Origin of the sequence: Collinsella aerofaciens, from assembly GCF_040910185.1 — a bacterium.
In the GTDB taxonomy this organism is placed as follows: Bacteria; Actinomycetota; Coriobacteriia; order Coriobacteriales; family Coriobacteriaceae; genus Collinsella; species Collinsella aerofaciens_BF.
Genome location: NZ_JBDGBA010000007.1, coordinates 32,728 through 57,337, shown reverse-complemented (window position 1 = coordinate 57,337; position 24,610 = coordinate 32,728). Strand labels below are relative to the sequence as shown.

The window sequence follows — 24,610 nt, the reverse complement described above, 5'->3', positions numbered from 1 at the left end:
GGGACAGTCCCTTTGTCGCATTATTCGGAGCGCAGGGCTTCGACGGGGTCCTTCTTGGATGCGCTGCGGGCAGGCAGCAGGCCGGCAACGACCGTTAGCAGCACCGAAATTGCAATGAGTACCAGCGCATCCTGCACGGGCAGGCTCATCAGGTTGGGAACCTGTTTGACCGCAAGTGCCCAGGCATTGACCGGGAAACTCACGAGCACCACGACGACAATGGCAAAGACGCCGGCAATGAGGCCCTCGATAAAGGTCTCGGCGTTGAACACGTTTGCCACGTTACGCTTCGACGCGCCAATCGCGCGCAGGATGCCAATCTCCTTTTTGCGCTCCAGCACGCTGATGTACGTGATGATGCCGATCATGATGGAGCTCACCACCAGGCTGATACTCACGAATGCGATGAGCACCAAGCTGATGGTATTCACGATATCAGTCACCGAACCCATGATGATGCCCATGTAGTCGGTGTACGAGATTGCCTGCTCGTCGTGGCCGGCGGCTTTGACCTGCTTGTTGTACGCATCGATATGGTCGAGTACGCGCTCCTTGGCCTCAAAGTCGCGCGGGAAAATCTTGACCGAGATGGGGTCCGCCTCGTCCGCATAACCCAGTGTGGTCAGGTTGTTGTCATAGGTAAGCTGCGATGCCTTGGCATAACTCATCATGAGCGAACTCAGATCCTCGGCGTCCATGTTGAAATGGATGGCGCGGGCAAAGGCGCTCGCATCCATATGCATAGCGCCCGCCAGGTTGGCAAAACTCGAAGACATCTGTGTCGCTATCTGGCCCATGAGCCCTGCCGCGCCCGCCTTGAGCTGGGACGATACCGTCGTCGCAATCTGCTCGCTAATTGTCTTCATCACCTGATCCATAGCCTGCTGCAGATACGGAGCCAGCTGCTTTTGCACATAGTCGGTCATCGCCTGTTGCAGGCGCTCGGCCAGGGCATCGCCACCGAGTGCCTTGAGCTGAGCCAGATATTGCTGGGCTGCGGCATCATTCTCAAGATACGTCGAGAATGCGGCGGCGAGCTTTGACGCGTCCTTAAGGTCTTCGGGCGACAGCGCCTTAAACTGATCAGACTGCAAAAAGCCCTCAAACAGCTGGTTGGCTAGTGTTCCCACCTGCTGCATTTGCTCGGGCGTGAGTTCCAGACCGTCAAAGATACCCGAGAAATCTGGGGTTGGCGCTTTTGCCATGATGTCGCTGAAGTCGATGTCCTTGCCAACGCCCGAAAGGTCAATGTCCAGCCCCGACAGATCGATGCCAGAAAGGTCCATACCGCCGGCTGCACCCGAGAGCGCAGATGTATCGAACGAAAACGCGCTCTTGAGCGCTGCCTCGTCCACACTGAACATGCTGCCCAGATCCACGCCTTGCTTGGCCTCGCCTTGCAGTTCGTCGAAGGTTTTGCCCGTAAAGACATCCGTCTCGGGGTGGGCGAGTTGCTCCTGCACAATCTGCGAATCGGCGGCGCGCTCCATAAGCTGGCGAGTCAGTGCATGCGTATAGGCAATACCCGGAGACAACGCGCTCGCGTTGGCGGTCTCGTTAGGTCGCACCACACCCACAATGTGCACGTCGATACCGTCGGCAACCTTGGCCGTCATAAAGTCGGCATCGTCAGACATGTCAGTCCACATGCCGGTCTCTTCGTTTTTGCGATAGGCATCGGCCGGCGACAGCACCTTAAACGTCGTGGACAGCGCATCGTCGTAGGTAAATTCGGTGCCGGTCTCGGGCGTTTCGACCCCACCGTCAGCCGTCATAGCGCTGTTTACCAGATCGTTGAGCTCATTGATATCCAGCGCGCCGATGCTGTAGAGCGTGTAGTCACCCACCGTGCCACGACTCGAGAGCACCATTACGGCTTCGTTGGCGGACGTGGGCCAATGACCGGCGACGACATCGTACTGACTGTCGAGCAGGCTCTGGTCGTCGATCATCTCGTTAAAGACCGAGGTTCCCATGGATTCCATGCTCACCGTTGCCGCCGAGCTCGCGCCTCCGCTCATGGCCTCGGTCATGGCGTTGGGCACCAGCCGGACAGGCTTCTCATCGCCCTTGCCGGCACGATAGACAACCGGCGATACACCGTAGCCGTACTGAATGGCGTTGACCTCTTTATCGATGCCGTCGCCACCGGCATCGAGCCATGCCTTAAAGCTCGTCATGTCGTTGGACTTAACGCTCGCAAACATATCCTTTACGGCCGTGACCACAGGAATCTTATCGGTTCCTTTAGCCTTGCCGCCGGCACTGTCGTCGGATGAATCCACGTTTTCAGGCGAGTCATCATCCGCAGCCCCCTGTCCGCCCATCATGGACGACAGGTCGTAATCCTGCTTGGAGATGGTGAGCGGGTAGCTCGAGAGCGTATCCTCCTCGACCTTTTTGATGTAGCCGTTTACGCCGTTGGACAGCGCCAGAATCGCCGCGATACCGATAATGCCAATCGAGCCCGCAAAGGCCGTCATGGCCGTGCGGCCCTTCTTGGTCATGAGGTTTCGGGCAGAAAGCCCCAACGCCGTCACAAAGCTCATCGAGGTTTTGCGCGTAGGCTTTGCCTCGCGACGCGCGACCTTGGCAGCATCGAAGGGATCGGAATCGTCGGTGATCTTGCCGTCCGCCAGATTGACGATGCGCGTGGCATATTGGTACGCCAGCTCGGGATTGTGCGTGACCATGATGACTAGGCGGTCGCGCGCCACGTCCTTGAGCAGGTCCATGACCTGTACGGATGTCGTTGAATCCAAAGCGCCGGTCGGCTCGTCTGCCAGCACAATCTCGGGATCATTAATCAGGGCGCGGGCGATGGCCACGCGCTGCATCTGCCCGCCCGAAAGCTGGCTCGGGCGCTTGTTAACGTGCTCGCCCAAGCCGACTTTCTCCAACGCCTCGCGCGCACGCTGGCGGCGCTCGGCATGCCCCACGCCCGTGAGCGTGAGCGCCAGCTCCACGTTTTCCAAAATGGTCTGATGCGGAATGAGGTTATAGCTTTGGAACACAAAGCCGATGCGGTTGTTGCGGTAGGCATCCCAATCGCGATCGTGAAAGTCCTTGGTCGATATGCCGTCGATCAGCAAGTCACCAGAATCGAAATGATCGAGCCCACCGATAACGTTGAGCATCGTAGTTTTGCCCGACCCCGAAGGTCCCAGAATGGCCACGAACTCGTTATCGCGAAAAGACAGGCTCACGCTGTCGAGCGCCACCTGCGTAAACGACTGCGTAACGTACCTTTTGCAAATACCTTTGAGCTCCAGCATGGACGGCAACCTCTCCTGCGCAGGCACATTCGCCCGCTCTCCCCCGCCGTTCGTATTCGACGCGTTTGTCCTACTCTATCCCCATTTTTTGCCGGCGCCAGTGAGGAATATAGGGAACCGCATCAAAAAACGAACGGGACGGTGCCTAAAAGAAGAGGTCCCGAGCGGGACCTCTATATGGTGGAGTTTATCTTGAAAGGGAGCGAACTACTTCGCACAGCGACACACGATCCTCGCTATGCTTTACGCGTTTTCTACTGCTCGCTATTCGCAATCGCCTGGTCGATAAGTTTGTTGAGTGCTGCGCGCTGCTCGGCGGAGCTGATGGCTCCCACGATTGGATCCCCTACGATGTTGCCATTCTGATCGATGACATACGTCGTCGGGAACGAGAACAAATTTGACGTAAACTTACCGGCCTCGCTATCCGACTTGAACCAGATGTTCTTATATGTCACGCCCTTCTTGCTCAGCACGTCCTTGGCATCTGCAATCTCGCCCTTGTTGCCATCGAGCGTAAAGGAATTGACGCCCACGACCTGGCCGCCCTTCTCGGCAAGCTCCTGATTCAGTTTCTCAAGATCGCCCAACTCACCCACGCACGGCTTGCAAGTGGTGAACCAGAAGTTCATGACGGTAACCTTGTTCTTAGAGAACAGCTCGTCGCTGCTCACGTCGTTGCCGTCCAGGTCCTTGCCCGTAAAGCTGGGGAACTTCGTCGCCTCGCTCGAAGCATTGGCACCAGCCGTCATGCCAGCGGTCGAAGCATCGACGCTCTCGCCTGCGCTCGACGTGCTTCCACAGCCGGGGAACTCCTTCTCCAAGCTCTCGAGCTTGTCCTCGATTTCCTTGATCTGCTGCGCACCGGCCTTGAGCGTCTTAAGCTCATCCGCCGTAAACTCATCCTTGGCGCCGTCGATGGTCTTGAGCAAGAAATCGCCGTAATTGCTGCCGTCCTCAATCATTGTCGAGTCTTTATTTGCCGCATTGAATACCTTTTCCCACAGCGCGTTATCACTCGAAAAGATCTCGTTCTCCTTCTGCATGAGCTTCGCATACAGCTCGGCGGCCTCGTCGGCATTGGCCGGCTTCTGCGCAGTGAGTTCTGCGATCTTAGGATCGGAGCTCGCAGATTCGCTCGCATTGCCACCGGGCGCCGAACATGCCACAAGGCACAAGGCCAATACCGGCACCATAAACAGGGCCGCAATCTTAGAAAGCTTCATAGTCATTCCTCCGTTTTGTCGAAGCTTGTTTACTTTTTATCAGCGGTCAAGGGAAGCTTTTCCGCCGACACATCCAGGCCATAGCGATAGCTGATGGCATCGACGGGACAGGCCCCGATGCACTTTCCGCACCGGATACATTCGGCATGATTGGGCGCGCGGACCACATCAACGTCCATCTGACAAACCTTTGAGCACTTGCCGCACGAGACACATTTGCACGCGTCAACCTGAATCCCCAACAAGGACACCCTATTCATGAGCGCATAGAATGCGCCGAGTGGGCAAATCCATTTGCAGAAGGGGCGGTAGAACAAAACGCTCAGCACTACCACGGCAATGAGAACGGCAAGTTTCCAAGTAAAGAGATGTCCCAACGCAGATCGAATGCCGGCATTGGCGATGGCCAGCGGAATGGCGCCCTCGAGCACACCCTGCGGACAGATGTACTTGCAAAAGAACGGGTCGCCCATGCCCACGTCGTTAACCATCAAGACGGGCAGCAGCACCACGGCAAACAGCAGCACGACGTACTTGATGTACGTGAGCGGCTTAAGCTTTTTCGTGGAGAACTTTTTTCCGGGAATCTTATGAAGCAGCTCCTGCAGCCAGCCAAACGGGCACAGAAAGCCGCATACAAAGCGTCCCAGCAGCACGCCGAGCAAAATGAGCGTACCGGTAACATAGTAAGAAAAGTTGAACTTGGATGAACCTACCACCGACTGGAACGACCCGATGGGGCACGCACCCGATGCCGCGGGGCACGAATAGCAGTTAAGTCCAGGTACGCAGACTGTTTTTCCCGCGCCCTGATAGATACCGCCTTTGGCAAAGTTTGGCAGGTGAATATTGGTGACCAGCGTCGCCGCCGCCTGAATGAATCCGCGAAATCGAGCCAAAACATGCGACGCAGTGTTTTCTCTTTTATCCAATTCCGATACACTCCAAGCACAGCCTAATCGCTTTGGCCAGCACGGCATCCGCCTCGCCACGCATAACGCCAAAGCACACCATGGCAATTCCGACGATCAACAAAGCGACCTGTACCACGGGTTTTACCGCTTTGAACAACCTGACCACTCCTTTCGTTACGCGACCATTGGACCATATCGACTATAAAATCCGTGTTAAGCGCGATTTGAAATGTGCAAGGAGACTGTTATGCGTATTTTGATCGTCGAAGACGAGCGAGCACTGTGCGATGCAATCGCGCGCAGCTTGCGAAACTTGGCGTACAGCGTCGACTGCTGTCACGACGGACAGGAGGCGCTCGACCTACTGGACGTTGATGCCTTTGACCTCGTGGTACTCGACCTCAACCTTCCCCGTATCGACGGCATGACCGTGCTCGGGGAACTTAGGAAAACCGACTGCGAGACCAAGGTACTCGTGCTCTCGGCACGCGGCGAGGTCGCCGACAAGGTGGCGGGACTCGATGCCGGCGCCAACGATTACCTCACCAAGCCGTTTCATCTGGACGAGCTTGCGGCAAGGATTCGCAGCCTTACCCTAAGACGCTTTACACAAAGCGACATAGTTTTAACCTGCGGAAAGCTCAGCTTTGACACCAAGGCGCGCATCGCTTCTGTGGACAGCGAGGCTTTATCTCTTACGCGCAAGGAAACGGGAATCTTGGAATACCTGATGCTTAATCAGGGGCGTCCGGTAAGTCAGGAGGAGCTTATCGAGCATGTTTGGGATAGCAGCGTGAACAGCTTTAGCAACGCAACCCGCGTTCATATCTCGTCACTCCGCAAAAAGCTACGCAGCGCTTTAGGATACGACCCGATTCGCAATCGGATTGGAGAGGGCTACGTTATGGAGGATGGCGAATGAAAAGGCTTTCGCTGCAATGGCGCATAACGATTATGACGGCACTGCTCACGTGCGCGGCGTGCGTGCTGACGAACTGCCTGGTCGGCTATACGGGCATGCGCTACATGGATGCCATCGGCAGCAACATCTCGGCCTTTAACGCAACCGGCGAAGATTCGCCCCAGGCGTTCGACCCGACGAAAGCGGTCCCCGATGACAGGGTCACGATCGTCGTAAACGACGCACAGGAGTCTTTTGGCACGACAACCTGGTGCATCACGGCTGGAGTCACACTCATTGGCGGCGTGCTGGCATACTTTGTGAGCGGCCGTGCACTCAAACCGCTACGGGATTTCGCCGCCCAGGTAGAGCGCGTGCAGCCTGACAACCTAAGCGAAATCAGACTCAGTGAAGATGTGCCCACCGAGCTACAACGATGCAGCGCCTCTTTCAACGATATGATCGCCCGTCTTGGCGAAGGGTTCTCTGCACAGCGTCAGTTTACCGGCAACGCCGCGCACGAGCTGCGCACCCCGCTCGCCCTTATGCAAGCACAGATTGAGCTATTCATCTCCGAGCACTCCGGTTTGCAACCCGAAACAGCCGAGCTGCTCGGCCTGCTACAAGAACAAACTGAGCGCGTGTCTCGAATGACCAAGGTATTGCTCGAGATGAGTGAGCTCCGCAGCGTTCCTTGCGAGGATGATGTTGAACTCGGTCCTCTGTCCGAAGAGGTCCTCACCGACCTTGCGCCACTTGCCGAGGATAAGGGCGTAACCCTCGATTGCGCCGGAGACGCTTTGGCAATCGGAAGTGATACGCTCCTCTATCGGCTGGTGTTCAATCTGGTCGAAAACGCCATCCGTTACAGCCGCTCCGGCTCGACTGTCAACGTCTCCATCCGCGACAACGACAGCCACGTGTTCCTGCGAGTCGAGGACCAGGGCCCAGGAATACCCAGGCAGTACCGAGAGAGCATCTTCCAGCCGCTCTTTCGTCTAGACACATCCCGCAGCAGGGCATACGGCGGCGCAGGACTCGGGCTAGCGCTCGTTTGGGAGATTGTGGCGCTTCACGGTGGCACGGTAGAGGTCGAAGCAAGTTCCGAGAACGGAACCACCATGCTCGTAAGCCTTCCAAAACGATCTGCAGCGTTAACCGAACAGTAAAACTAGAACGAGGCCCAGTGGGTCCCGCCCTTACAAAACCCGAAGGCTTTCCATGTGTCTGTACTATGAGCCGTTGGGGAACCAGATGTCAACCAGCATGCCGAGCTCAGTCACCTCATCCTAGGGAAAGGAGCAAAGGGGCGTCACTGCTTTTGACGGTGCTCTTAGCTACAGTAGACCTTCCACGAAAGGTTTGAGCTTGTCGAGCATCGCGTCGCTTCTGATGACTGTACCTAAATCGAGGTGCTCACTCTTCTCCTTCGTAATCGTCTGAGTGATTACGCCCATGAACAGCAGCCTGGAGCCGATGGCAATTCCGTCGGTCGTGGGATAGCTGCCCTGGTTGAGGATGAAGGCGGGACTGCCGCTGGAGCCCTCGAATACAGATGCGTCAACGAGGAACTCGCGCTTACCCTTGTAGTCGTTCCAAGCGGGCGTGGAAGTCCAGCCTTGCCTGATGAGGGGGGTCTTGTTGTAGTCGTCATAGAGCCCGCTGGGGTATCCGATAAAGGTGATTTGCTCGAGCGCCGCCAAATTGTCCAGCACACTCTTCTTCGGGATGAGTCCAGAGTCGATGGATCGGTAGAAGGGCCTCTTCCCGTTTTCTTCAAGCATGCTGAGAACAGGGGCCACCGGCATCGCAACCAAGTCGAGCTCTCCGAGCTTCTTCCCCTCGATGAATGACTTGTCGAAGTTCACGCTGATGGTCTCGCGTGACGGGGCGTCACCTTCGGCTAGATTGATGACGAAGCGACCCTGAATCACATCCTTGAGGACATGGTGGTTGGTAATGAGCAGGGGCACTTTTCGCCCGTCTTCAAGGTCATAGGAAAAGAAGAATCCTGTACCCGAGACGCCCGTGCCTTCGGTAGTAATGCCCACGATGGGGACCGTGGTAAAGAGCAGCTGCGTGCTCGTATCATTAATGTTCATCGGTCTTGGTCTCCTTGTCATCGGGATCCGCCAGGTGTTCTAGGACGCGCTCGGCCAGATCAGATTTGCCCTGCTTCTCTTCTTTTCGGATAAAGATAAAAGCGACAAAGAGTCCTGCTGCGCCACACGGTGCTACGCAGAGCATCAAGATACCGGGCAAAGATGCGAGATTGACAGATGACGACAAACCCCCGAGAAACCAGCCCAGGAACGTTGTCGCAAGACCTAAAAGGATGTCAGGTTTGTAGGAAGGGCGCTCCTGCTTGGCCTGAAGGAGCATCTCCCTTGCTTTTCTCAGGTCGCTGTCGCGCTGTCCGACGTATGATTCCTGCAGGTATTCATTGGGGATGCGAACCTCGTGGTCCTGGCGCACGGCGACGTGCTCCCGGTCATTTATGAGGTGGATGCCGTTACTTGCCTCTCCAACGCTAGCATTGTCGCCCATGTGCTCGAATACGCTGTCGAGGTCAGCCCACCTGACTCTATGGGCAAGCGCCTGGTCTTGTGGTGGGTTCTCTTGACCTTTCTCCACCAGATCTCCTTAGAACAAGGTCCTAGCGTCTTGCGGAAGTTTATGGTCACAGCAGAGACACCATGGTTCAACCAATATATCGATGGATAGATTATACCGTGCGGCTGATATGGCGACCAAGGGATGCTGCCGGCACGGCTGTGGGGTGCTAGTGACTTGCAGATTGCTGGCGACAGGCTACTAATAGCGGCATGGCTTTGCTGTTGGCTCACTCCGCCGCCCGCCTCACGGCGCCGGGGGTTTCTCGGCGCAGTGAGGCGGCATCGGTTGTTCTAGCTGTTCTGTGCCAATAGGTTGTTTACACCCGGGTAGTGACAAATAGGGAGGGCTCCCACATGCTGTGAGTTGTCTAGACGAACAGCAGAGGAGCCCTCCCATGGAGCAACATCCTAACGCAAGGCTCACCCCGAGGGGGCGCGAGACGCTCGTCTCGCGCATAGAGTCCGGCCTCGGCGTCGCCGAGACCGCGCGTCAGATGGGCGTCAGCCGCCAGACGGCGAGCAAGTGGCTGCGCCGCAGCAGGTCCGGAGAGCCCATGTCCGACCGCAGTAGCCGCCCGCGCAGGCTCGCGAGGTCCACGCCGCGCGAGATCGAGAACCGGGTCCGCGAGGCGCGCTCGTCACTGCCGCTCGCCCCGCCCGGGCTGGCGCCGGGCGCGCTATGCTTAGGGAGCGGTGGGCGCCTCCGGAGCAGCAGGGGACTCGGACGCGGTGATGCCGGAGGTGTCGATCTCGCCCAGATTGGCGAGCTGCTCGATGAGGGGGAGGCCCATCGGGTCGTCCACCTCGACGCCGCCGAGCACGATGGTGCTGTAGCGCGTGTCGACTTGGGTTGTGAACACGGCCGGGTCGAAACCCGAAGCGATAAAGCCAATGCCCGCGAGGACAACACCCGCGGCAACGAGCCCGCCCGCCACGGCGAGGTAGATCTTCTTCGCACTGGTCATGGTACTCACTCCTTTCTACGCCGCGAGATGCGCGGCAGCGCCGCCCTTCTCGCCCTTACCCTTCCAGAAGGGCGAGGCGGCCTTCCTCGCCCAGAGCGCCGAGAGGCGCGCAATTTGTTTTGAGGCGGCCCAAGCGCCAGCACCAACGAAGAGCGCCACGCCGACGAGGCCGAGCCCCACGCCCGCCGAGGCGAGGGCGTACGGGAAGTGGCCGATGATGACGCCGCTTACGGCAAGCAGGAGCCCAACTACGCCCACGCCCCCGAGTGCCACCGCGACGATCCACACGCAGAGCGCCAGCACCCAGATGCAGATATAGACCGTGACGGCCACGGCGGCGAAGGCGGCGAGCAGCGGCACCCACACCGGGGAGCCCACGATGGCCAGCACCCACAGCAGCGCGGTGCTGCGCCGGCGCGTCCTCGCGATCGCGCGCGGCACGGCGGGCAGGTCGTCGAGCGTGGCCTCCGCCACCTCGCCGGGCGTGCCCATGGCGGCCACGGCCTCCTCCTCGCTCATACCGTCCTCCATGCGGTCGGCGATGGCCTCCGCATAGAACGCCTTGGTCTCCTCCACCTGCTCGGCCGGCAGGCAGGCGAGCAGCTCGCCCAACCGGCCCAGAAACTCATCGCGCGTCATGGTGCGCCTCCTCAACGTATGCGTAAATCTCCCGTACGGACGGCCACTCGGCCAGGAACTCCTCGATGCGCGCTCGCCCGTCGTCCGTGATGCGGTAGTACCGGCGCAGCCGCCCGTTGTGCTCGGCGGAGCGCGCCGTGATGCACCCGGCCTTCTCCAGGCGCTTGAGCAGCGGGTAGAGCGTCGACTCCGTGAGCCCCATGCTCGCCGGTACGTCCTTCACGATCTGGTAGCCGTAGGACTCCTCGCCGGAGACGGCCGCGAGCACGCAGGCCTCCAGGAAGCCGCGCTTCATCTGTGCCTCCATCCGCACACCTCCTCTCGTCATATACTATGCTATACACACTATACGATGCAAGGTATTAGACGTCAACTCTCATCGCGAAGATTCTCCGGCCCCTGCGCGCTGCGAACGTGATATCGCGGGGCGGTTGGCATTATGCATGAAACGTCAAGTAACGCTCTTTTGATCCACTTCCACTCGGCCCCATATGCCTTGTACAACACCCCCCTTCAACCTTGGGTTCAAGGGAGCCGCTAGGCTGGGCGTGCCGGACGGTAAGGTCCTGGACGCGATGGTGGACTTCTCCGATGCCATAGGGGTCATGGGTCTACGCCGATGGAGGCCCACGCACGCGGCAGGGCTCGCCCGTCACCGCTGGTCGCCGGACGGTCCCCACGCTCCGCTCGCCAACGCGCAGGCGACAGCAGCAGTCCAGCGCTAGCTGGAGACGCCGGAATGCCCAGAAGATGCGTTTCCCATCACTGCGACAGAGCTTTTTGCAGGGGTGGCAATTTTTCCTAATATCGAGGTCAGCTTGGCTTCGGTAGCCACCTTGAGAGCATCGCCAATAGACTCTTCCTTTATGCGTTCGGCATAATCGTAGGCAATACCCAAAAATTCCAGTCCCGAGCAACAGGAGTACAATTGCTGCATTGTTGCCACCTGATGGGAGATGGAAGATGGACTGCGATGGCTACCCACGCGTTCCTATGCCGTTGATGTGCACCGCCTTTGTGCCGGGGCAGATTGACGCTGCGGTTGCAGGCATTTCCGACCCCGATTCACGCACCATCGCCACGGCAGAAGCGCTGTACTTTCGCGGACAGGCCACACTCGCCGCCGAGACAGCACGCCCCTATCTTGACGCCACCGACCCCGCACTGCGCTATTCCGCATGCTTTATCTGCGGATATGCCAGTCTGTCGCTCAACCGTATCGCCGACGCCCGCCGGTGCCTTGCTGGCATCCTCGATACGCCAACTGACGAGGAATCGCCTGCCGTCCACGCCATGCACATCCTGTTCGCCTCTGCCGCGAGCGTCCTGCTGCACTTGCCTTCCCCGTATTCCGCCGAAGAGTTTTATCCGCTTGCGGCGCATCTGCCCGAAGGCCTGCGCCTGTTCGCCAGCTACGTGATGGCGCACGCCTTGTATCTGCGCGGCGAATACGGCCGCAGCCTGGGCATGGTGGAAAATGCCCTGATCATGAAACAGGGAAGCTATCCCATTTCGGAACTGTTCCTGCACCTGGCGGCTTCCATGGCATGCATGAGCCTCAAGGACATCGACGCCGCAAAGGCACATTTCGGAGCCGCTTGGGACATTGCGCGCCCCGACGGCCTTATCGAGCTCATTGGCGAGCACCACGGCCTTTTGCAGGGGCTCATCGAGGCATGCTTAAAATCGCAATACCCCGACGATTTCGCTCGCATCATCGAGATTACGTATCGATTCAGCTACGGCTGGCGACGCATCCACAACCCCGATTCGGGCGAGGACGTGGCCGACGATTTAACGACCACAGAGTTCACCATGGCCATGCTCGCCTGCCGCGGATGGACCAACGCCGAAATCGCACGCCACATGGAAGTATCGCCGGGCACTGTTAAAAACCGCCTATCAGGAGTGTATGCCAAACTTGGTATCGGAACTCGCGCCGAGCTGGTCGCGCATATGTTACGTTAGCGACCGGGCTGCCAAGCGCATCGAACGCGTTCCGGAACCCGGCGCTTCGCTCGATCAATTTGGACATTTTGACCCTTGAACGGCACTACCGCCACGTGGCACCTTCTCGCAAAATTGGATTATTTCCACCGATACCTGCGGGATGGGAGCCAAAGATGCTTGATCGCCGTTCGCTACTTGTTGCCGGAGCGTCCTCGCTGGCAAGCATTATGTTGCCGCGCGTACCGGGAAGCGCAAATGCCTTCATATTGCCGTTCGCCCCCACCGAGGCATACGCCGACGAAGATGATCCCTTCAAGGTCTTGGTGCTCTCGCGCACCATGTTTGGCGTCGTGGTAGTCGATGTCGCTAATAAGAAGAATCCCATCGCAGGCGCCAAGGTCACGCTCACATCGCGCTATGCCGCAGGCAAGCAGCTCACCGCCACGACCGATGACGAAGGCACGGCCATCTTTGAGGTCGCGCCGCTTTCGGAAGGCTACGTGGACGAGGCGACGCTTCTCGACGCGTACGACTTTAACGGCGGCATCTCCATTAGCATGGCGGGCTACCGCGATGTCGAGATTCCCCTCGCGCGTATCCAGAGTGGCACCGCCATAACCGCGCCAACGCGTCCGCTTTCTGACGGCGATCCGTACTTTCGCCAGCTCACATTCGATGAATGGGACATCCAGTACGCCGACGCTACGTTCATGGCATTGCCGAAGGACAACACGGCAAACGACCAGCCCAACACGCACGCTTTTACCGTGCAGGCCCATCTGCCGCAGGGCGGGCAGGCAACGTTGCACATCAATAAAGTGATGCCCGCTGCGGGCAGCTCGCCCGAAACCGTCGCGCAGATTGGCCAAGTCAAGGCCAGCGCATCGGGCGCGAATAATCTGGCGACATTCACACTCGAAGACAAGTTCCTCGATGCAGCTTCGGGCCTTCTGGAGGAAGGATGCAAGTTGCGCTTTGTCCTCGACTACCAGGGCAAAACCTACACGCTCTCCTCCCCCATGGCCGTTGTCACCGCGCCGGCCGCAAAGGCGGAATCGGGCTCGACCACCATCATTCCCGCCACCATGGACCAAGAGATCACTCCGTTTGATTTTCCGGCGGCGTTTCCCGGCATCGGCGGCAATAAGTTCACGTGCTGGATGCCCTCGTTCCCCATTTTGTTCGATTTCTCTTTTGCCGGGTACGTGCTGTTTGGCGGAGGATACAAACCGGTCGGCTACATGAACGATTCGGGCAACCCTGATCCGGAATACTGGAAGAAATCGCCGCGCGAGTCGGGCGCCAAGCAGGCAAACCGCTACCTCGATGAGATGGAGGGGAAGTGGAATCAGTACAAAAGCATGAGTGCCGGTTCGGGTACCGATCCAAGAAACACCAAGCTCCTTCGCCATCATTGCACGCTGCTGTTCACGATGGATATCGCCACACAGCTGTACGGCTCGCTCGCCTACGATTGGGTGGGCAAAACCTGGGGTAACAACAACGACCCCGCATACGGCAATATTAAGGCCCTCTTCCAGGTAAGAACCGACCTCAATTGGACCGAGCAGTTTACCCTAGGACCGGTGCCGTTTTTCCTAAACGTCAACCCCTGGGTGCTGGCGAAGCTGGCGCTCGTCGTGGGTGCCCACACGCACGGCAGCGGCGCGGCGTTTTTTAAAAACATTTCGCTCGACTATTCAAACACCTCGGGCTCGTTCACCATCCAGATCGGGCTCGCCGTCACCTTTGGCGCCGGCGTTGCAGGCGTCGCTTCGTCTGCCGTGCGCGGCGCCGCATCCCTCACGCTGTTCATTGGGTACGAGAAGGCAGATGGACACCAGCTTCCGCGACTGCGCGTAGGTGCAGACGTCGATGTCGATGTGATACTCCAGTTCGTAATGTTCAAGTGGACCACCAAGGCTTGGTCGGGGTCGTGGCCCACGCTCCTCGATTCGTGGAATATGTCGGTGAACAATGGCAACCAGTATGTGCTCCAGCGCTCTGAGCTCGCATTGGGCGGAGATACGCCTTACACGCTGGATGCCCGCTTCGGCACGCCCGGCAACATCGAGGCAGGCGGCGTGCCGCAATTTATCGCATCGGCCACCATCGTCACCAACGCCGAGCTGCTCGCACGCGCCGAGGTTAAGGCCACTGCCGTAAACGCCGTGCCTGTCGTGCGCGATTGGGATCAAGCGGTCACGCGCATTGAGCTCGAGGCGGATACAGAAAGCGACGACACGGGACAGATTGAGCATTTCGTCCATACACTGATAGAGAACGACGAAAACGCCGCGCCGATGTATGCGTACACCCATATCGGGCAGACGACGAACGCCGTTGCGGACCACAACGCCAATTCTGCTGGTGTATCGGAGGACGAGCGTGGCGGCATCAAACCCTCGAGCGACAACGTGCTGTTTGCTGGCGTGCTCAGCGAAGCTCACATGAAGCTGGCAATGATTGCCGGCGTAGAATGCCTGTTCCGTATCGCCTCGGTGCGCTACGGCGACAATGGACGCTCGCGCCTAGTGGTGCACACAAAGGCAAACGGCGCGTGGTCTGCCCCCACGCCCGTGGACTTCCCCCTTGGCTTTGGCGAGGGCGACGTGGAGCGCGACGGCATATACGATTACGACTTCGACGTGGTGGAATATACGGACGGAAGAGGAAACCAGGACGCCTACGTGCTGCTGGTCTCGGGCGAGCGCCCCGACGGCGACAACACCCTTTTCGATACGGCAAGCACAGCCGGCATACTGTCCGTTGTGCGCCTGCGCATAAGCAACGACGGAGTTCGCGTGATGTCGCACACGTCGTGGCGCAGCATCTCGCGCGGCCGCCTTCAGGAGGATGGCCACCATTGTCTGCAGTGTCCACGCATCACGGTGGGCAAGACGCTGGTCGACGGGCGCCTGTCGGGCGCTTACCTCCACCGCCGCGGAACCACCGCAGAAAAGGCGCTGGGCAATGAGGCAGAGGTTGCGCTGGAGTGCTTCACCCTGTGGTCGGACGTTTCGGGCGACAGCCTCACGTTCCGTCAGGTCCTCCGCTTTCCGCAAGCGCCATCGAGCATCGAGCTAGGCGTACCCGAGAATATCAACGGCAAAATGGTGGTGCCCGTTGCATACGAAACTGCAAACGGTTGTGGCTGCGCATCGTATGCCGTGATCGGCCAGTCCATCGCGGGGTGGGGCGTTATGCCACCAGATGCCACAGTACCCCACGCGGTGCCGTGGCCACAACATTCGGGCTTTTTGGCAACCGTCAACGAGCAACTGCGGCATATTACTTGGACGCGAGGAGCATCGGCATTTGCAACGCAGCCCGTGGGTGCCGCAGGCTGTGGCCCGGCATCGTTTAGCGTAAGCAACAACGGCAGGTGCGTGCTCTATGTAGAGAACACCGATGGCAAGGTGGGGCAAACCTACGACGAAGAAGGCAACCCGGTAGCAGTGATGGGCAAGCACTTCCGCATCTTCGCCAGCACCTTGGCAGGCGATCTGTTCACGGAGCCGTTCGTGATGTGCGAGCTGGACCATCCCGTCGATCAGATAACGACATTTTTGACGTCGGGAGGCATGCTCTCCGCGCTCGCCACGCACATTGTGAGCGCGGAGAAGAGCGAGGCAGAGCTGCACGGCATCGAAGTGCCCTTGGTGGCGTGTGCCACTCCGACGGGCGCGGTCGCTACCTCGGGCGCGGTGGTGCCCGGAGCAGCAGGCGAATCCTTCATGGTCACGGTGCGAAACGACGGCAACACCTTGCTGACCGCCGGCACGATCGATCTGTACCGAGAGGGCTCCAGCCAGCCGTTCTCCAGCGCATCCATCGGGTTCGGCGCGAACGCACGCATGGCTTCGATCTTTGATCCAGAGCTTGCCGAGGACGCTTCGGACAACGATATGGCACACGTGAAATACGCGCTCGAGACGCTGGGCGCGCGTTTTGCAACGCACCCGCTGGTAGCCGACAACGGCAACGCCGTGCTGGCACCGGGTTGCACGGCACAGTTCCGCATGAGCTTCGCCATCCCCGAGAGTTGGGGCGACGAAGTGGGCAAACGCGTCACGCTGTATGCGAAGGCGCGTGACCTGGTAGCGCTCGATCCCGTAACGCTCGAGGAAATTCGACCGGGCGCAAACTCGGCGCTGGGTGCCGTACTGCATGAGCTTCATGTGCCTGACGCGGCATGCGAGCGCTCAGAAGTTCAGGTCGGCGTTTGCGGCAGCGCGGATACGACAGGACTTCACGACGCCCCGATGACAGCAGACGGCGATGGCGGCTCGAGTGGCGGCGGTACTGACGAGAGCGGCGGCTCCGGCGGAAGCAGCTCCGGTGGCGGCAGTGGCTCTAGCAGCGGCAAGGATCACGGCAATAACAAGCATTCCGGAAAAGCGGGCGTGCTTGCGGGCACGAGCGATGTCAACGCTCCCCTCATGGCAGCCGCTGCAGCACTCGCCGCAGCTGGCGCCGGCCTTGTCGCCTACAGCGCCCGCCGCACGGCGCTCGAAAACGACACCGCCGATGAGATCAATTCGGATAGGCCTCGCTAGCTCCTAAATTACCTTTGCGAGAGACGCCGACTCGGCTCATCGAACATCAAAAAAGGGCTGGCCCCGATAACTCGGAGCCAGCCCTGAGTCGCCTGACATGGGAATCACAGCGCTACTTGAGCTTTAGCGCCTCCATCATGGGCACGGCGGCGTCCCAATCGATCTTCCAGCCAATCGACACGCGGACGGTTTCACCTGTTGCGGGAGCCGTCGCAAACAGCGTATGGCCGTTGTCGGGACCGGTAAAGCGCAGCCACGTTATGCCGTTGTACTCGACCTGGTCGGTTGTTGTCTCCTTGCCTTCGTAGACCTGCTCTAGGCTTGCAACCTCTTCCTCCGGCGAGCGCGGGAAGATGCTGATGTGCAAGCGTCCTCCAGTCTCGTCGTGGAAGAAGTCTGCCTTTTCGTGCTCTTCGTTGGACGAATCCAGCGTGTACCCATCGGCGGCCTCGATACTGTACGATGCGCAATCGATGCCGGTCATATTGGCCGCGTCACCAGAATCGGCCACACCGCCGGCCGCCTTGAACTCCTTGGTCTCGCACCCCGTGGTGTCAAAGTGCATGGCCTCATGATTCTTGGCGGGGGCGTAAGCATCTACGAACTCGACAGTGATGGGCCCGTAGTACGCCGTCTTGGGCGCCCAGAAATACACGTACTCAACAGTCTCGCCCGGACCGATATCTGACCTCTCGGAAAGATCGATGCCCTCGTGGAGCTCATCGGGAGCCTCGCTTGCAACGTAATCGAGCACGGCCGCCTTGCCGGAAGTAAACAACGGGTCGCCTGCCTCAAGATCGCCCTGGGCAGCATGCACGTTAAAGGAACTGAACGTCCTGTTCTTTGTGTTGTTGTTGGTGATCTTGATGTGCAGGTAAAAGCCGTCCTGCAGCTTGGCATCGCCGCGATAGAACGTACCGTGAGCCACCGACTCATAGGTAATGCCTGCTACCTCGACCGTCTGCGAATCATAGGCCTTGGGCTTTTCCTGCACAGGCGCGCTGCCGCCCGAACTGCCAGCCGAGCCGCTCGGAGCACTACCGCCACAGCCGGCCACCGTACACGCCAGCACGGCCGAAAGCGTCACGGTGGGAATTCCTAACAGCAGCTTCTTCGTCATGGGCTTCATCATCCTCACCGCTCCTTTCGGCTTACAGCTCATCCGTTGCCCGAGTCCCAAGTCGACTCCGTGGCATCGGCCTCCACTATGAGCGTATGGCGAAAAGCAGCGCCGGCGAAGTGACCCGTGGCCCAACTAGCAACCGCCCAGCATCCCCTATGGACCAAAAAGACTCGTATACGCACGCCCTCGGCCCATAAAATGAGACGCCTGTCCCAATGTTCGATTCAATCCAATAATCCGCATGGCACGTTTTTGACAAACGCATCCAACCGCAAACGTAGCAGGACGCATTCGACCGCCTTCAAACTTACTCGGACAGAACCGACTCGGTTTTGTCCGAGTAAACTCGAGCATAAACTGATCCATGCGATACAATTAACTCGGACAAAACCGAGTCGGAAGGAACCGAGTAAGTGGAATTTATTGGCAGGGAGCGTGAGCTCGCCCGTATTAAGAAAACGCTCAAAGCACCCGAGCAGCGCAATGTTCTCATTTACGGCAGGCGTCGCGTCGGAAAAAGTGAGCTCATCAAGCAGGCGCTAACCGATTTGTCGGACGTCGCAACGGTCTATTACGAGTGCCGCCAAACCTCCGAGGCAGACAACCTCGAGAGTCTGTCCGTCCTTGTTGCTGAAGCGCTGAGCTTTCCTCCGCTCGCCTTCACAGGCATCCGCGAGCTCATCGAATTTCTGTTTGCCCAAGCTAAAGACAAGAACATTACCCTCGTTCTCGACGAATACCCCTACTTGAGAGATGCGGTTAAAGGCCTAGACAGCATTCTTCAGACCTCAATCGACGCCCACAGGGAAGACTCACGTTTAAACATTGTCCTGTGCGGCTCCTACGTTGAGATTATGAAATCCCTCATCGAGCATGAAAGCCCCCTCTACGGGCGAATTGATCTCGCGCTTGAGCTTAAGCCCATGGATTACTTTGACGCTGCGAAGTTCTATCCCGCGTTCTCGCCCGAGGACAAGGTGCGGCTCTATAGCGTTTTTGGCGGTATCCCCTTTTACAATCGCCTCATCGATCAATCCCAAAGCGTACGCGACAACATCATCGAGCTCGTCACGGAACCTGGCGCCCGCTTAGAAAGCGAGGTGCCGTCCTATCTCAACGCCGAGATCTCGAAGATGACCAACGCCAACGAAGTTTTCGGGGCTCTCGCACAAGGCTACTCCCGTTGGGGGGACGTGCTGGCACAGTCGCACGTCTCGAGCGGTCCGGCCATGGCAGACGTGCTCGACAAGCTCATGTCACTCGAAATCGTCCAAAAGCGTGCACCCATCAACGACCCTACGAACAAGCGCAAGTCTGGCTACTTTGTAGTGGATCCGCTTTCGCTCTTTTACTATCGCTATGTTTTCCGCAATGCCTCAGCGCGTCAGCTGCTCGACCCGGAAGTCTTCTATGATCGTCACGTCTTCCAAGACTTCGAGGAAAACTACGTTCCTCATATGTTCGAGGAGATCTGCCGTCAATACCTCGTGCGGCAGAACAGGACCGGCAAGATCGAACCGGCTTTCGACGCCATAGGCAAGTACTGGTACGACGACCCCGCAAACAAAACGAGCGGCGAATTCGATGTGGTAACGCAAGACCCCGAGGGCTACGCATTCTACGAAGCAAAGTTCCGCAAATCCCCCATCACGCAAAAAATGGTCGACGAGGAAATCGCCCAAGTCGAGGCAACGGGACTCAAGTGCCATCGCTATGGATTCTTCTCCCGTTCGGGCTTCGAAGCTGGCGAAAGCGATCGAACCGTCTTCATCGACCTGCCGCAGATGTTTGGATAGGACAGGTCCCTCCCGCATTCCAAGCATTCATTATCTAATCGAACGGTTGTTCGATGGATTTCGTGTTGGTTGGAATCGTCTGTGGGCTGGGCTATGCTACCTTGACTATCTATATGACTTAAACGCAGCAAAGGAGCACCGAGAGAGCGAGTATGGCAAAAAACACCGCAAACTATGGTAACGACAGTATCCGCCAGCTCAAGGACGAGGAGCGCGTACGCCTGCGCCCCGCCGTCATCTTTGGCTCGGACGGACTCGACGGCTGCGCGCATGCCGCCTTTGAGATCCTGTCCAACGCCGTTGACGAGGCGCGCCAGGGCTACGGCAAGCTCATCACCCTTACCGCCTTTCGCGATGGCTCTATCCAGGTAGAGGACAACGGCCGCGGCTGCCCGCTCGACTGGAACCCCTCCGAGAAGCGCTTTAACTGGGAACTCGTCTTTTGCGAGCTCTACGCCGGCGGCAAATACAACAATAACCAGGGCGGCGACTACGACTTCTCGCTCGGCACCAACGGCCTGGGCTCATGCGCAACTCAGTACGCTTCCGAGTACATGGATGTCACCGTCTGGCGTGACGGTAACAAGTACTCCCTGCACTTTAAGAAGGGCAAGGTCGTCGGCGCCAAAAAGAAGGCACTCGAGATTGAGCCCAGCGACGAGGACCGCACCGGCACCGCCATCAAGTGGCGTCCCGATCTTGAGGTCTTTACCTCAATCAGCATTCCCCACGACTGGTATCGCGAGACCATGCGCCGCCAGGCCGTGGTCAACGCCAACGTGACCTTCCGCCTGCGCATTGAGGGCGACGATGGCGAGTTTTCCGAAGAGGACTTTTGCTATCCCAAGGGCATCGAAGACTACGTGCTCGAGAAGGTCGGTACCGACTACCTTACCGAGCCCTTCTTTATCGAGGCCGACCGTCGAGGTCGCGATCGCGAGGACCTGCCCGATTACAACGTAAAAATCACTGCTTGCATGTGCTTCTCGCGCACTTTCATGATGCAGGAGTACTACCACAATTCCTCCTGGCTCGAGAACGGCGGTTCGCCCGAGAAGGCGGCCCGCAGTGCTCTGACCAGCGCTATCGACGCCTACATCAAACAACAGGGCAAGTACAACAAAAACGAGAGCGGCATTAAGTGGCAAGACGTCCAGGACTGCCTGGTGCTGGTGACCAACTGCTTCTCCACCCAGACGTCCTACGAGAACCAGACTAAGAAAGCCATCAACAACCGCTTTATCCAGCAGGCTATGACGGCCTTCTTTAAGGAGCGCCTCTCGACCTACTTGATCGAGAACAAGGACGCCGCCAATAAGATCATGGAGCAGGTGCTCATCAACAAGCGCTCGCGCGAGAATGCCGAGAAGACACGCCAGAGTATCAAAACCAACCTGCAGCAGAAGACCGACATGGCCAACCGCGTGCAGAAGTTCATCGACTGCCGCTCCAAGGACAAGAGCCGCCGCGAGATCTACATCGTAGAGGGCGACTCGGCAGCAGGCGCCATTCGCACCTCGCGCGATGCCGAGTTCCAGGGTGTTATGCCCGTCCGCGGTAAGATCCTCAACTGCCTAAAAGAAGACTATCCGCGCATCTTTAAGTCCGACATCATCATGGACCTCATGCGCGTGCTGGGCTGCGGCGTAGAGATCAAAGACAAGCGCATCAAGAACCTTGGCGCCTTCGACCTGGACAACCTCAACTGGAACAAGGTCATTATCTGTACGGACGCCGACGTCGACGGTTATCACATCCGCACGCTCGTGCTCACCATGCTCTATCGCCTGGTGCCCACGCTTATCGACGAGGGTTACGTGTATATCGCCGAGTCGCCGCTCTACGAGATCAACTGCAAAGAAAAGACCTACTTTGCCTACACCGAGCTCGAGAAGAACGGCATCCTCAAAGAAATCGGCGACCAGAAGTGCTCCATCAACCGCTCCAAGGGTCTTGGTGAGAACGATCCGGACATGATGTGGCTCACCACCATGAACCCCGAGACGCGTCGTCTGATCAAGGTGGAGCCCGAGGACGTCACCAAGATGGAGACCATGTTCAACCTGTTGCTGGGCAACGACGAGGCAGGCCGCAAGCGCCACATCTCCGAGCACGGCAAGGAATACCTGGACCAGCTGGACCTGCAGTAGCAGCAAATCGATAACGACGGCCCATAAGAAGTTCAAGAGGATATCGTGGCAAAGAAGAAGACGAAGAACCAGCCAAAGAAAAAACAGGTTAACGCCGAGAACGTCATCGGCCTGCACTCCGAGGTCACCGATCAGCCGATCACGCAGACGCTCGAGGTCAACTACATGCCCTACGCTATGAGCGTCAACGTCTCGCGTGCATTCCCCGAGATCGACGGCTTTAAGCCCTCGCATCGCAAGCTGCTCTACACCATGTACAAGATGGGTCTGCTCAAGGGCGAGCGCCAGAAGAGCGCCAACATCGTGGGCCAGACCATGAAGCTCAACCCGCACGGCGACGCCGCGATCTACGAGACGATGGTGCGTCTAGCCACCGGTAACGAAGCGCTGCTCGCCCCCTTTGTGGAGTCGAAGGGCAACTTTGGCAAGTACTATTCGGGCGACCTGAGCTACGCCGCCTCGCGTTATACCGAGGCCAAGCTCTCCCCCATCAGCGCCGAGATCTTCAAGGACATCGACAAGGACCCTGTCGACTTCGTCGACAGCTACGACGGCGCCATGAAGGAGCCGCGTCTGCTGCCCACCACGTTCCCCAACATCCTCGTCTCGGCCAATAAGGGCATCGGCGTCGCCATGGCGTCCGATATCTGCGGCTTCAACCTCAACGAGGTCTGCACTGCCACCATGCATTACCTGCAGGATCCTGACTGCGACCTGCTTGAGTATATGCCCATGCCCGACTTCTCGACCGGCGGCGAGATTATCTACCGCCGCGAGGAGATGGAGAAGATCATCGAGACCGGCCTTGGCAGCTTCCAGATTCGCTCCCGCTGGCGCTGGATTCCCGAAGAGCGCATCATCGAGGTCTACGAGATCCCCTACACCACCAAGACCGATGTCATCATCGAGCGCATCGTCAAGCTTTCCAAAGAGGGCAAGGTCAAAGAGATCGCTGACATCCGTGACGAGACCGACCTCTCGGGCCTGCGCATCGCCATCGACCTTAAGCGCGGTGTCGACCCCGACAAGCTCATGGCGAAGCTTTATCGCTCGACCACGCTGCAGGATTCGTTCTCGTGCAACTTCAATGTGCTCGTCGACGGCTATCCCCGTGTTATGGGCGTGCGTCAGATCCTGCACGAGTGGGTCAAGTGGCGTATTGAGTCCACGCGTCGCCGCATTAACTTTGACCTGGGCAAAAAGTCCGAGCGCCTGCACCTGTTGCACGGCCTCGAGGCGATTCTGCTCGACATCGACAAGGCCATCGCCATCATCCGCGGCACCAAGCTCGAAGCCGAGGTCGTGCCCAACCTTATGCGCGGCTTCGACATCGACGAGACCCAGGCCGAGTTTGTTGCCGAGCTCAAGCTCCGCAACATCAACGAGGAGTACATTCTCAACCGCACCAAGGACATTGCTAAGCTTGAGGGCGAGATTGCCGAGCTTGAGGAGATCCTTTCCAGCGAGGAGAACATCAAGAAGGTCATCAGCGACGAGCTGGCCGCGGTCAACAAGAAGTACGTGATGCCGCGCTGCACGGGCAGGATCGAGCCCCATGAGGTCATCGAGGTGAGCTTGGAGCCCGAGGTCGAGGAGTACCCGGTTACCATCATGCTCTCGCGCGAGGGCTACCTTAAGAAGATGACCGACCGCGTGCTTAAGAAGGCCACCACGCTCAAGTACAAGGACGGCGACAAGCCCTTTATCGAATTCGCGTCCTCCAACACGCACGAGCTGCTCGTGTTTACCAGCAAGAGCCAAGTATACAAGTGCAAGGTCGCGGCGTTTGAGGATACCAAGTCGGCACAGCTGGGCTCGTACCTGCCGACCGATCTTGAGATGGAACCCGACGAGAGCGTCATCTGGGTCATCGACCCCGAGGACTATAAGGCCGACGTGCTGTTTGTCTTTGAGAACGGCCGCGTGGTGCGCGTCGCGCTTTCCGGATACGTCACCAAGACCAACCGCAAGCGCCTCAAGAACGCCATCTACGGCGGCAGCAAGCTGCTGTATGCCCAGGTGCTCAAGGAGGACCGCGACATCGCGCTGGTCTCGAGCGACTACCGCCTGATGAACTTCAACACGTCGTTGCTCAAGACCAAGACGACCACCAACACGCAGGGCGTCCAGGCCTTTACGGCCAAGAAGGGCCGCTCGGTCACCACCGTCGGCACAACCGAGGAAATCCTCGGCGCCGGCGTCTCGGCCGAGAAGTTCACCGCGCAGAGCCTACCCTCCGCCGGTGCCCTCATGAAAGAAAACGACATGCCGAGTTTGTTTGACTAGGACAGCGGCAGAACCGCCATAAGCTCTCAAAACGGTGGGGCCCGAAGCGCAGCAACATCGCGCTCCGGGCCCCGCTCGCTGCAACGCAGTCAGAATAATAGGAATCCCCGTTTTTCACTCCCGCAACCCCACGGCACAAGGCATGTTAAGCCGTTAGTAAAACTTGCAAAAGTTAGCAAAAGTTGCAAAAATTAGCAAAACTTGCAAAGGA

18 protein-coding genes and 1 pseudogene are annotated in these 24,610 nt (G+C 58.5%); 8 read left to right on the top strand and 11 right to left on the bottom strand.

Annotated elements, in window-relative coordinates; genetic code table 11:
- Nucleotides 1-20: 20 nt before the first annotated feature.
- From AB5Z54_RS04365 to AB5Z54_RS09870, 4 genes are all read right to left on the bottom strand, one after another.
- Complete coding sequence (locus tag AB5Z54_RS04365; RefSeq protein WP_368160432.1) at nucleotides 21-3,275, bottom strand: ABC transporter ATP-binding protein/permease; 3,255 nt, start codon at nucleotides 3,273-3,275, stop codon at nucleotides 21-23.
- A gap of 254 nt (nucleotides 3,276-3,529) precedes the next feature.
- Nucleotides 3,530-4,501 (bottom strand): TlpA family protein disulfide reductase, encoded by a 972-nt coding sequence (locus AB5Z54_RS04360; RefSeq protein ID WP_368160429.1) that lies wholly within the window; start codon nucleotides 4,499-4,501, stop codon nucleotides 3,530-3,532.
- Between the two features lie 29 nt (nucleotides 4,502-4,530).
- Nucleotides 4,531-5,433, bottom strand: a complete 903-nt coding sequence (locus tag AB5Z54_RS04355) for a 4Fe-4S binding protein (protein ID WP_349088476.1) — start codon at nucleotides 5,431-5,433, stop codon at nucleotides 4,531-4,533.
- Nucleotides 5,426-5,497: a CD1871A family CXXC motif-containing protein gene (locus tag AB5Z54_RS09870; protein ID WP_254179316.1), complete on the bottom strand. Its 72-nt coding sequence runs from the start codon at nucleotides 5,495-5,497 to the stop codon at nucleotides 5,426-5,428. Before AB5Z54_RS09870 ends, AB5Z54_RS04355 begins: the two co-directional genes overlap by 8 nt.
- Nucleotides 5,498-5,644: 147 nt before the next feature.
- On the opposite strand from AB5Z54_RS09870, the gene AB5Z54_RS04345 reads away from it, so the two are divergent.
- The gene (locus AB5Z54_RS04345) at nucleotides 5,645-6,337 is read left to right on the top strand and encodes a response regulator transcription factor (RefSeq protein ID WP_438265567.1); all 693 of its coding nucleotides are present in this window, start codon (nucleotides 5,645-5,647) and stop codon (nucleotides 6,335-6,337) included.
- A complete protein-coding gene (locus tag AB5Z54_RS04340) occupies nucleotides 6,334-7,485 on the top strand; it encodes a HAMP domain-containing sensor histidine kinase (RefSeq protein ID WP_368160423.1) in 1,152 nt (383 codons plus the stop codon). The genes AB5Z54_RS04345 and AB5Z54_RS04340 overlap by 4 nt, the downstream gene beginning before the upstream one ends.
- Before the next feature lie 168 nt (nucleotides 7,486-7,653).
- Here AB5Z54_RS04340 and AB5Z54_RS04335 read toward each other — a convergent pair whose 3' ends face one another.
- Both AB5Z54_RS04335 and AB5Z54_RS04330 read right to left on the bottom strand, forming a co-directional pair.
- Complete coding sequence (locus AB5Z54_RS04335; RefSeq protein ID WP_195621436.1) at nucleotides 7,654-8,418, bottom strand: trypsin-like peptidase domain-containing protein; 765 nt, start codon at nucleotides 8,416-8,418, stop codon at nucleotides 7,654-7,656.
- Nucleotides 8,408-8,950, bottom strand: coding sequence for a hypothetical protein (locus AB5Z54_RS04330; protein ID WP_368160419.1), 543 nt, complete (start codon nucleotides 8,948-8,950; stop codon nucleotides 8,408-8,410). The genes AB5Z54_RS04335 and AB5Z54_RS04330 overlap by 11 nt, the downstream gene beginning before the upstream one ends.
- 376 nt (nucleotides 8,951-9,326) lie before the next feature.
- On the opposite strand from AB5Z54_RS04330, the pseudogene AB5Z54_RS04325 reads away from it, so the two are divergent.
- A pseudogene (locus tag AB5Z54_RS04325) lies at nucleotides 9,327-9,554 on the top strand (leucine zipper domain-containing protein); the annotation flags it as partial.
- A gap of 60 nt (nucleotides 9,555-9,614) precedes the next feature.
- Here AB5Z54_RS04325 and AB5Z54_RS04320 read toward each other — a convergent pair.
- The 4 genes from AB5Z54_RS04320 to AB5Z54_RS04305 form a co-directional block, all read right to left on the bottom strand.
- Nucleotides 9,615-9,896: a hypothetical protein gene (locus AB5Z54_RS04320; protein WP_260698998.1), complete on the bottom strand. Its 282-nt coding sequence runs from the start codon at nucleotides 9,894-9,896 to the stop codon at nucleotides 9,615-9,617.
- A 15-nt stretch (nucleotides 9,897-9,911) separates the two neighbouring features.
- Nucleotides 9,912-10,535, bottom strand: coding sequence for a DUF1700 domain-containing protein (locus AB5Z54_RS04315; RefSeq protein ID WP_117848183.1), 624 nt, complete (start codon nucleotides 10,533-10,535; stop codon nucleotides 9,912-9,914).
- A complete protein-coding gene (locus tag AB5Z54_RS04310; RefSeq protein ID WP_022093836.1) occupies nucleotides 10,522-10,842 on the bottom strand; it encodes a PadR family transcriptional regulator in 321 nt (106 codons plus the stop codon). Before AB5Z54_RS04310 ends, AB5Z54_RS04315 begins: the two co-directional genes overlap by 14 nt.
- 414 nt (nucleotides 10,843-11,256) lie before the next feature.
- Nucleotides 11,257-11,472, bottom strand: a complete 216-nt coding sequence (locus tag AB5Z54_RS04305) for a hypothetical protein (RefSeq protein WP_368160417.1) — start codon at nucleotides 11,470-11,472, stop codon at nucleotides 11,257-11,259.
- A 26-nt stretch (nucleotides 11,473-11,498) separates the two neighbouring features.
- On the opposite strand from AB5Z54_RS04305, the gene AB5Z54_RS04300 reads away from it, so the two are divergent.
- Entirely contained in the window at nucleotides 11,499-12,503 is a 1,005-nt protein-coding gene (locus tag AB5Z54_RS04300) for a helix-turn-helix domain-containing protein (RefSeq protein ID WP_368160415.1), read from the top strand.
- Nucleotides 12,504-12,658: 155 nt separating this feature from the next.
- Entirely contained in the window at nucleotides 12,659-17,044 is a 4,386-nt protein-coding gene (locus AB5Z54_RS04295) for a hypothetical protein (RefSeq protein WP_368160413.1), read from the top strand.
- Nucleotides 17,045-17,156: 112 nt separating this feature from the next.
- On the opposite strand, the gene AB5Z54_RS04290 is transcribed toward AB5Z54_RS04295, so the two are convergent.
- A complete protein-coding gene (locus AB5Z54_RS04290; protein WP_368160410.1) occupies nucleotides 17,157-18,176 on the bottom strand; it encodes a DUF4352 domain-containing protein in 1,020 nt (339 codons plus the stop codon).
- 404 nt (nucleotides 18,177-18,580) lie between these two features.
- Between AB5Z54_RS04290 and AB5Z54_RS04285 the strand changes: the two genes are divergently transcribed.
- From AB5Z54_RS04285 to AB5Z54_RS04275, 3 genes are all read left to right on the top strand, one after another.
- Entirely contained in the window at nucleotides 18,581-19,963 is a 1,383-nt protein-coding gene (locus AB5Z54_RS04285) for an ATP-binding protein (RefSeq protein WP_040358713.1), read from the top strand.
- A 152-nt stretch (nucleotides 19,964-20,115) separates the two neighbouring features.
- On the top strand, nucleotides 20,116-22,113 hold the full coding sequence (locus AB5Z54_RS04280; RefSeq protein WP_368160407.1) for a DNA gyrase/topoisomerase IV subunit B: 1,998 nt from the start codon (nucleotides 20,116-20,118) through the stop codon (nucleotides 22,111-22,113).
- A gap of 45 nt (nucleotides 22,114-22,158) precedes the next feature.
- Nucleotides 22,159-24,399, top strand: a complete 2,241-nt coding sequence (locus AB5Z54_RS04275; protein ID WP_368160405.1) for a DNA gyrase subunit A — start codon at nucleotides 22,159-22,161, stop codon at nucleotides 24,397-24,399.
- The last annotated feature ends 211 nt before the right edge of the window (nucleotides 24,400-24,610 follow it).

Excerpts from the sequence above, each read along its gene's own strand:
- AB5Z54_RS04290 (WP_368160410.1), bottom strand. The coding sequence starts at position 18,176 with ATGATGAAGCCCATGACGAAGAAGCTGCTGTTAGGAATTCCCACCGTG.
- AB5Z54_RS04320 (WP_260698998.1), bottom strand. The coding sequence starts at position 9,896 with ATGACCAGTGCGAAGAAGATCTACCTCGCCGTGGCGGGCGGGCTCGTT.
- AB5Z54_RS04300 (WP_368160415.1), top strand. The coding sequence starts at position 11,499 with ATGGACTGCGATGGCTACCCACGCGTTCCTATGCCGTTGATGTGCACC.
- AB5Z54_RS04315 (WP_117848183.1), bottom strand. The coding sequence starts at position 10,535 with ATGACGCGCGATGAGTTTCTGGGCCGGTTGGGCGAGCTGCTCGCCTGC.
- AB5Z54_RS04335 (WP_195621436.1), bottom strand. The coding sequence starts at position 8,418 with ATGAACATTAATGATACGAGCACGCAGCTGCTCTTTACCACGGTCCCC.
- AB5Z54_RS04360 (WP_368160429.1), bottom strand. The coding sequence starts at position 4,501 with ATGAAGCTTTCTAAGATTGCGGCCCTGTTTATGGTGCCGGTATTGGCC.
- AB5Z54_RS04280 (WP_368160407.1), top strand. The coding sequence starts at position 20,116 with ATGGCAAAAAACACCGCAAACTATGGTAACGACAGTATCCGCCAGCTC.
- AB5Z54_RS04310 (WP_022093836.1), bottom strand. The coding sequence starts at position 10,842 with ATGGAGGCACAGATGAAGCGCGGCTTCCTGGAGGCCTGCGTGCTCGCG.
- AB5Z54_RS04365 (WP_368160432.1), bottom strand. The coding sequence starts at position 3,275 with ATGCTGGAGCTCAAAGGTATTTGCAAAAGGTACGTTACGCAGTCGTTT.
- AB5Z54_RS04340 (WP_368160423.1), top strand. The coding sequence starts at position 6,334 with ATGAAAAGGCTTTCGCTGCAATGGCGCATAACGATTATGACGGCACTG.
- AB5Z54_RS04305 (WP_368160417.1), bottom strand. The coding sequence starts at position 11,472 with ATGCAGCAATTGTACTCCTGTTGCTCGGGACTGGAATTTTTGGGTATT.
- AB5Z54_RS04345 (WP_438265567.1), top strand. The coding sequence starts at position 5,645 with ATGTGCAAGGAGACTGTTATGCGTATTTTGATCGTCGAAGACGAGCGA.
- AB5Z54_RS04295 (WP_368160413.1), top strand. The coding sequence starts at position 12,659 with ATGCTTGATCGCCGTTCGCTACTTGTTGCCGGAGCGTCCTCGCTGGCA.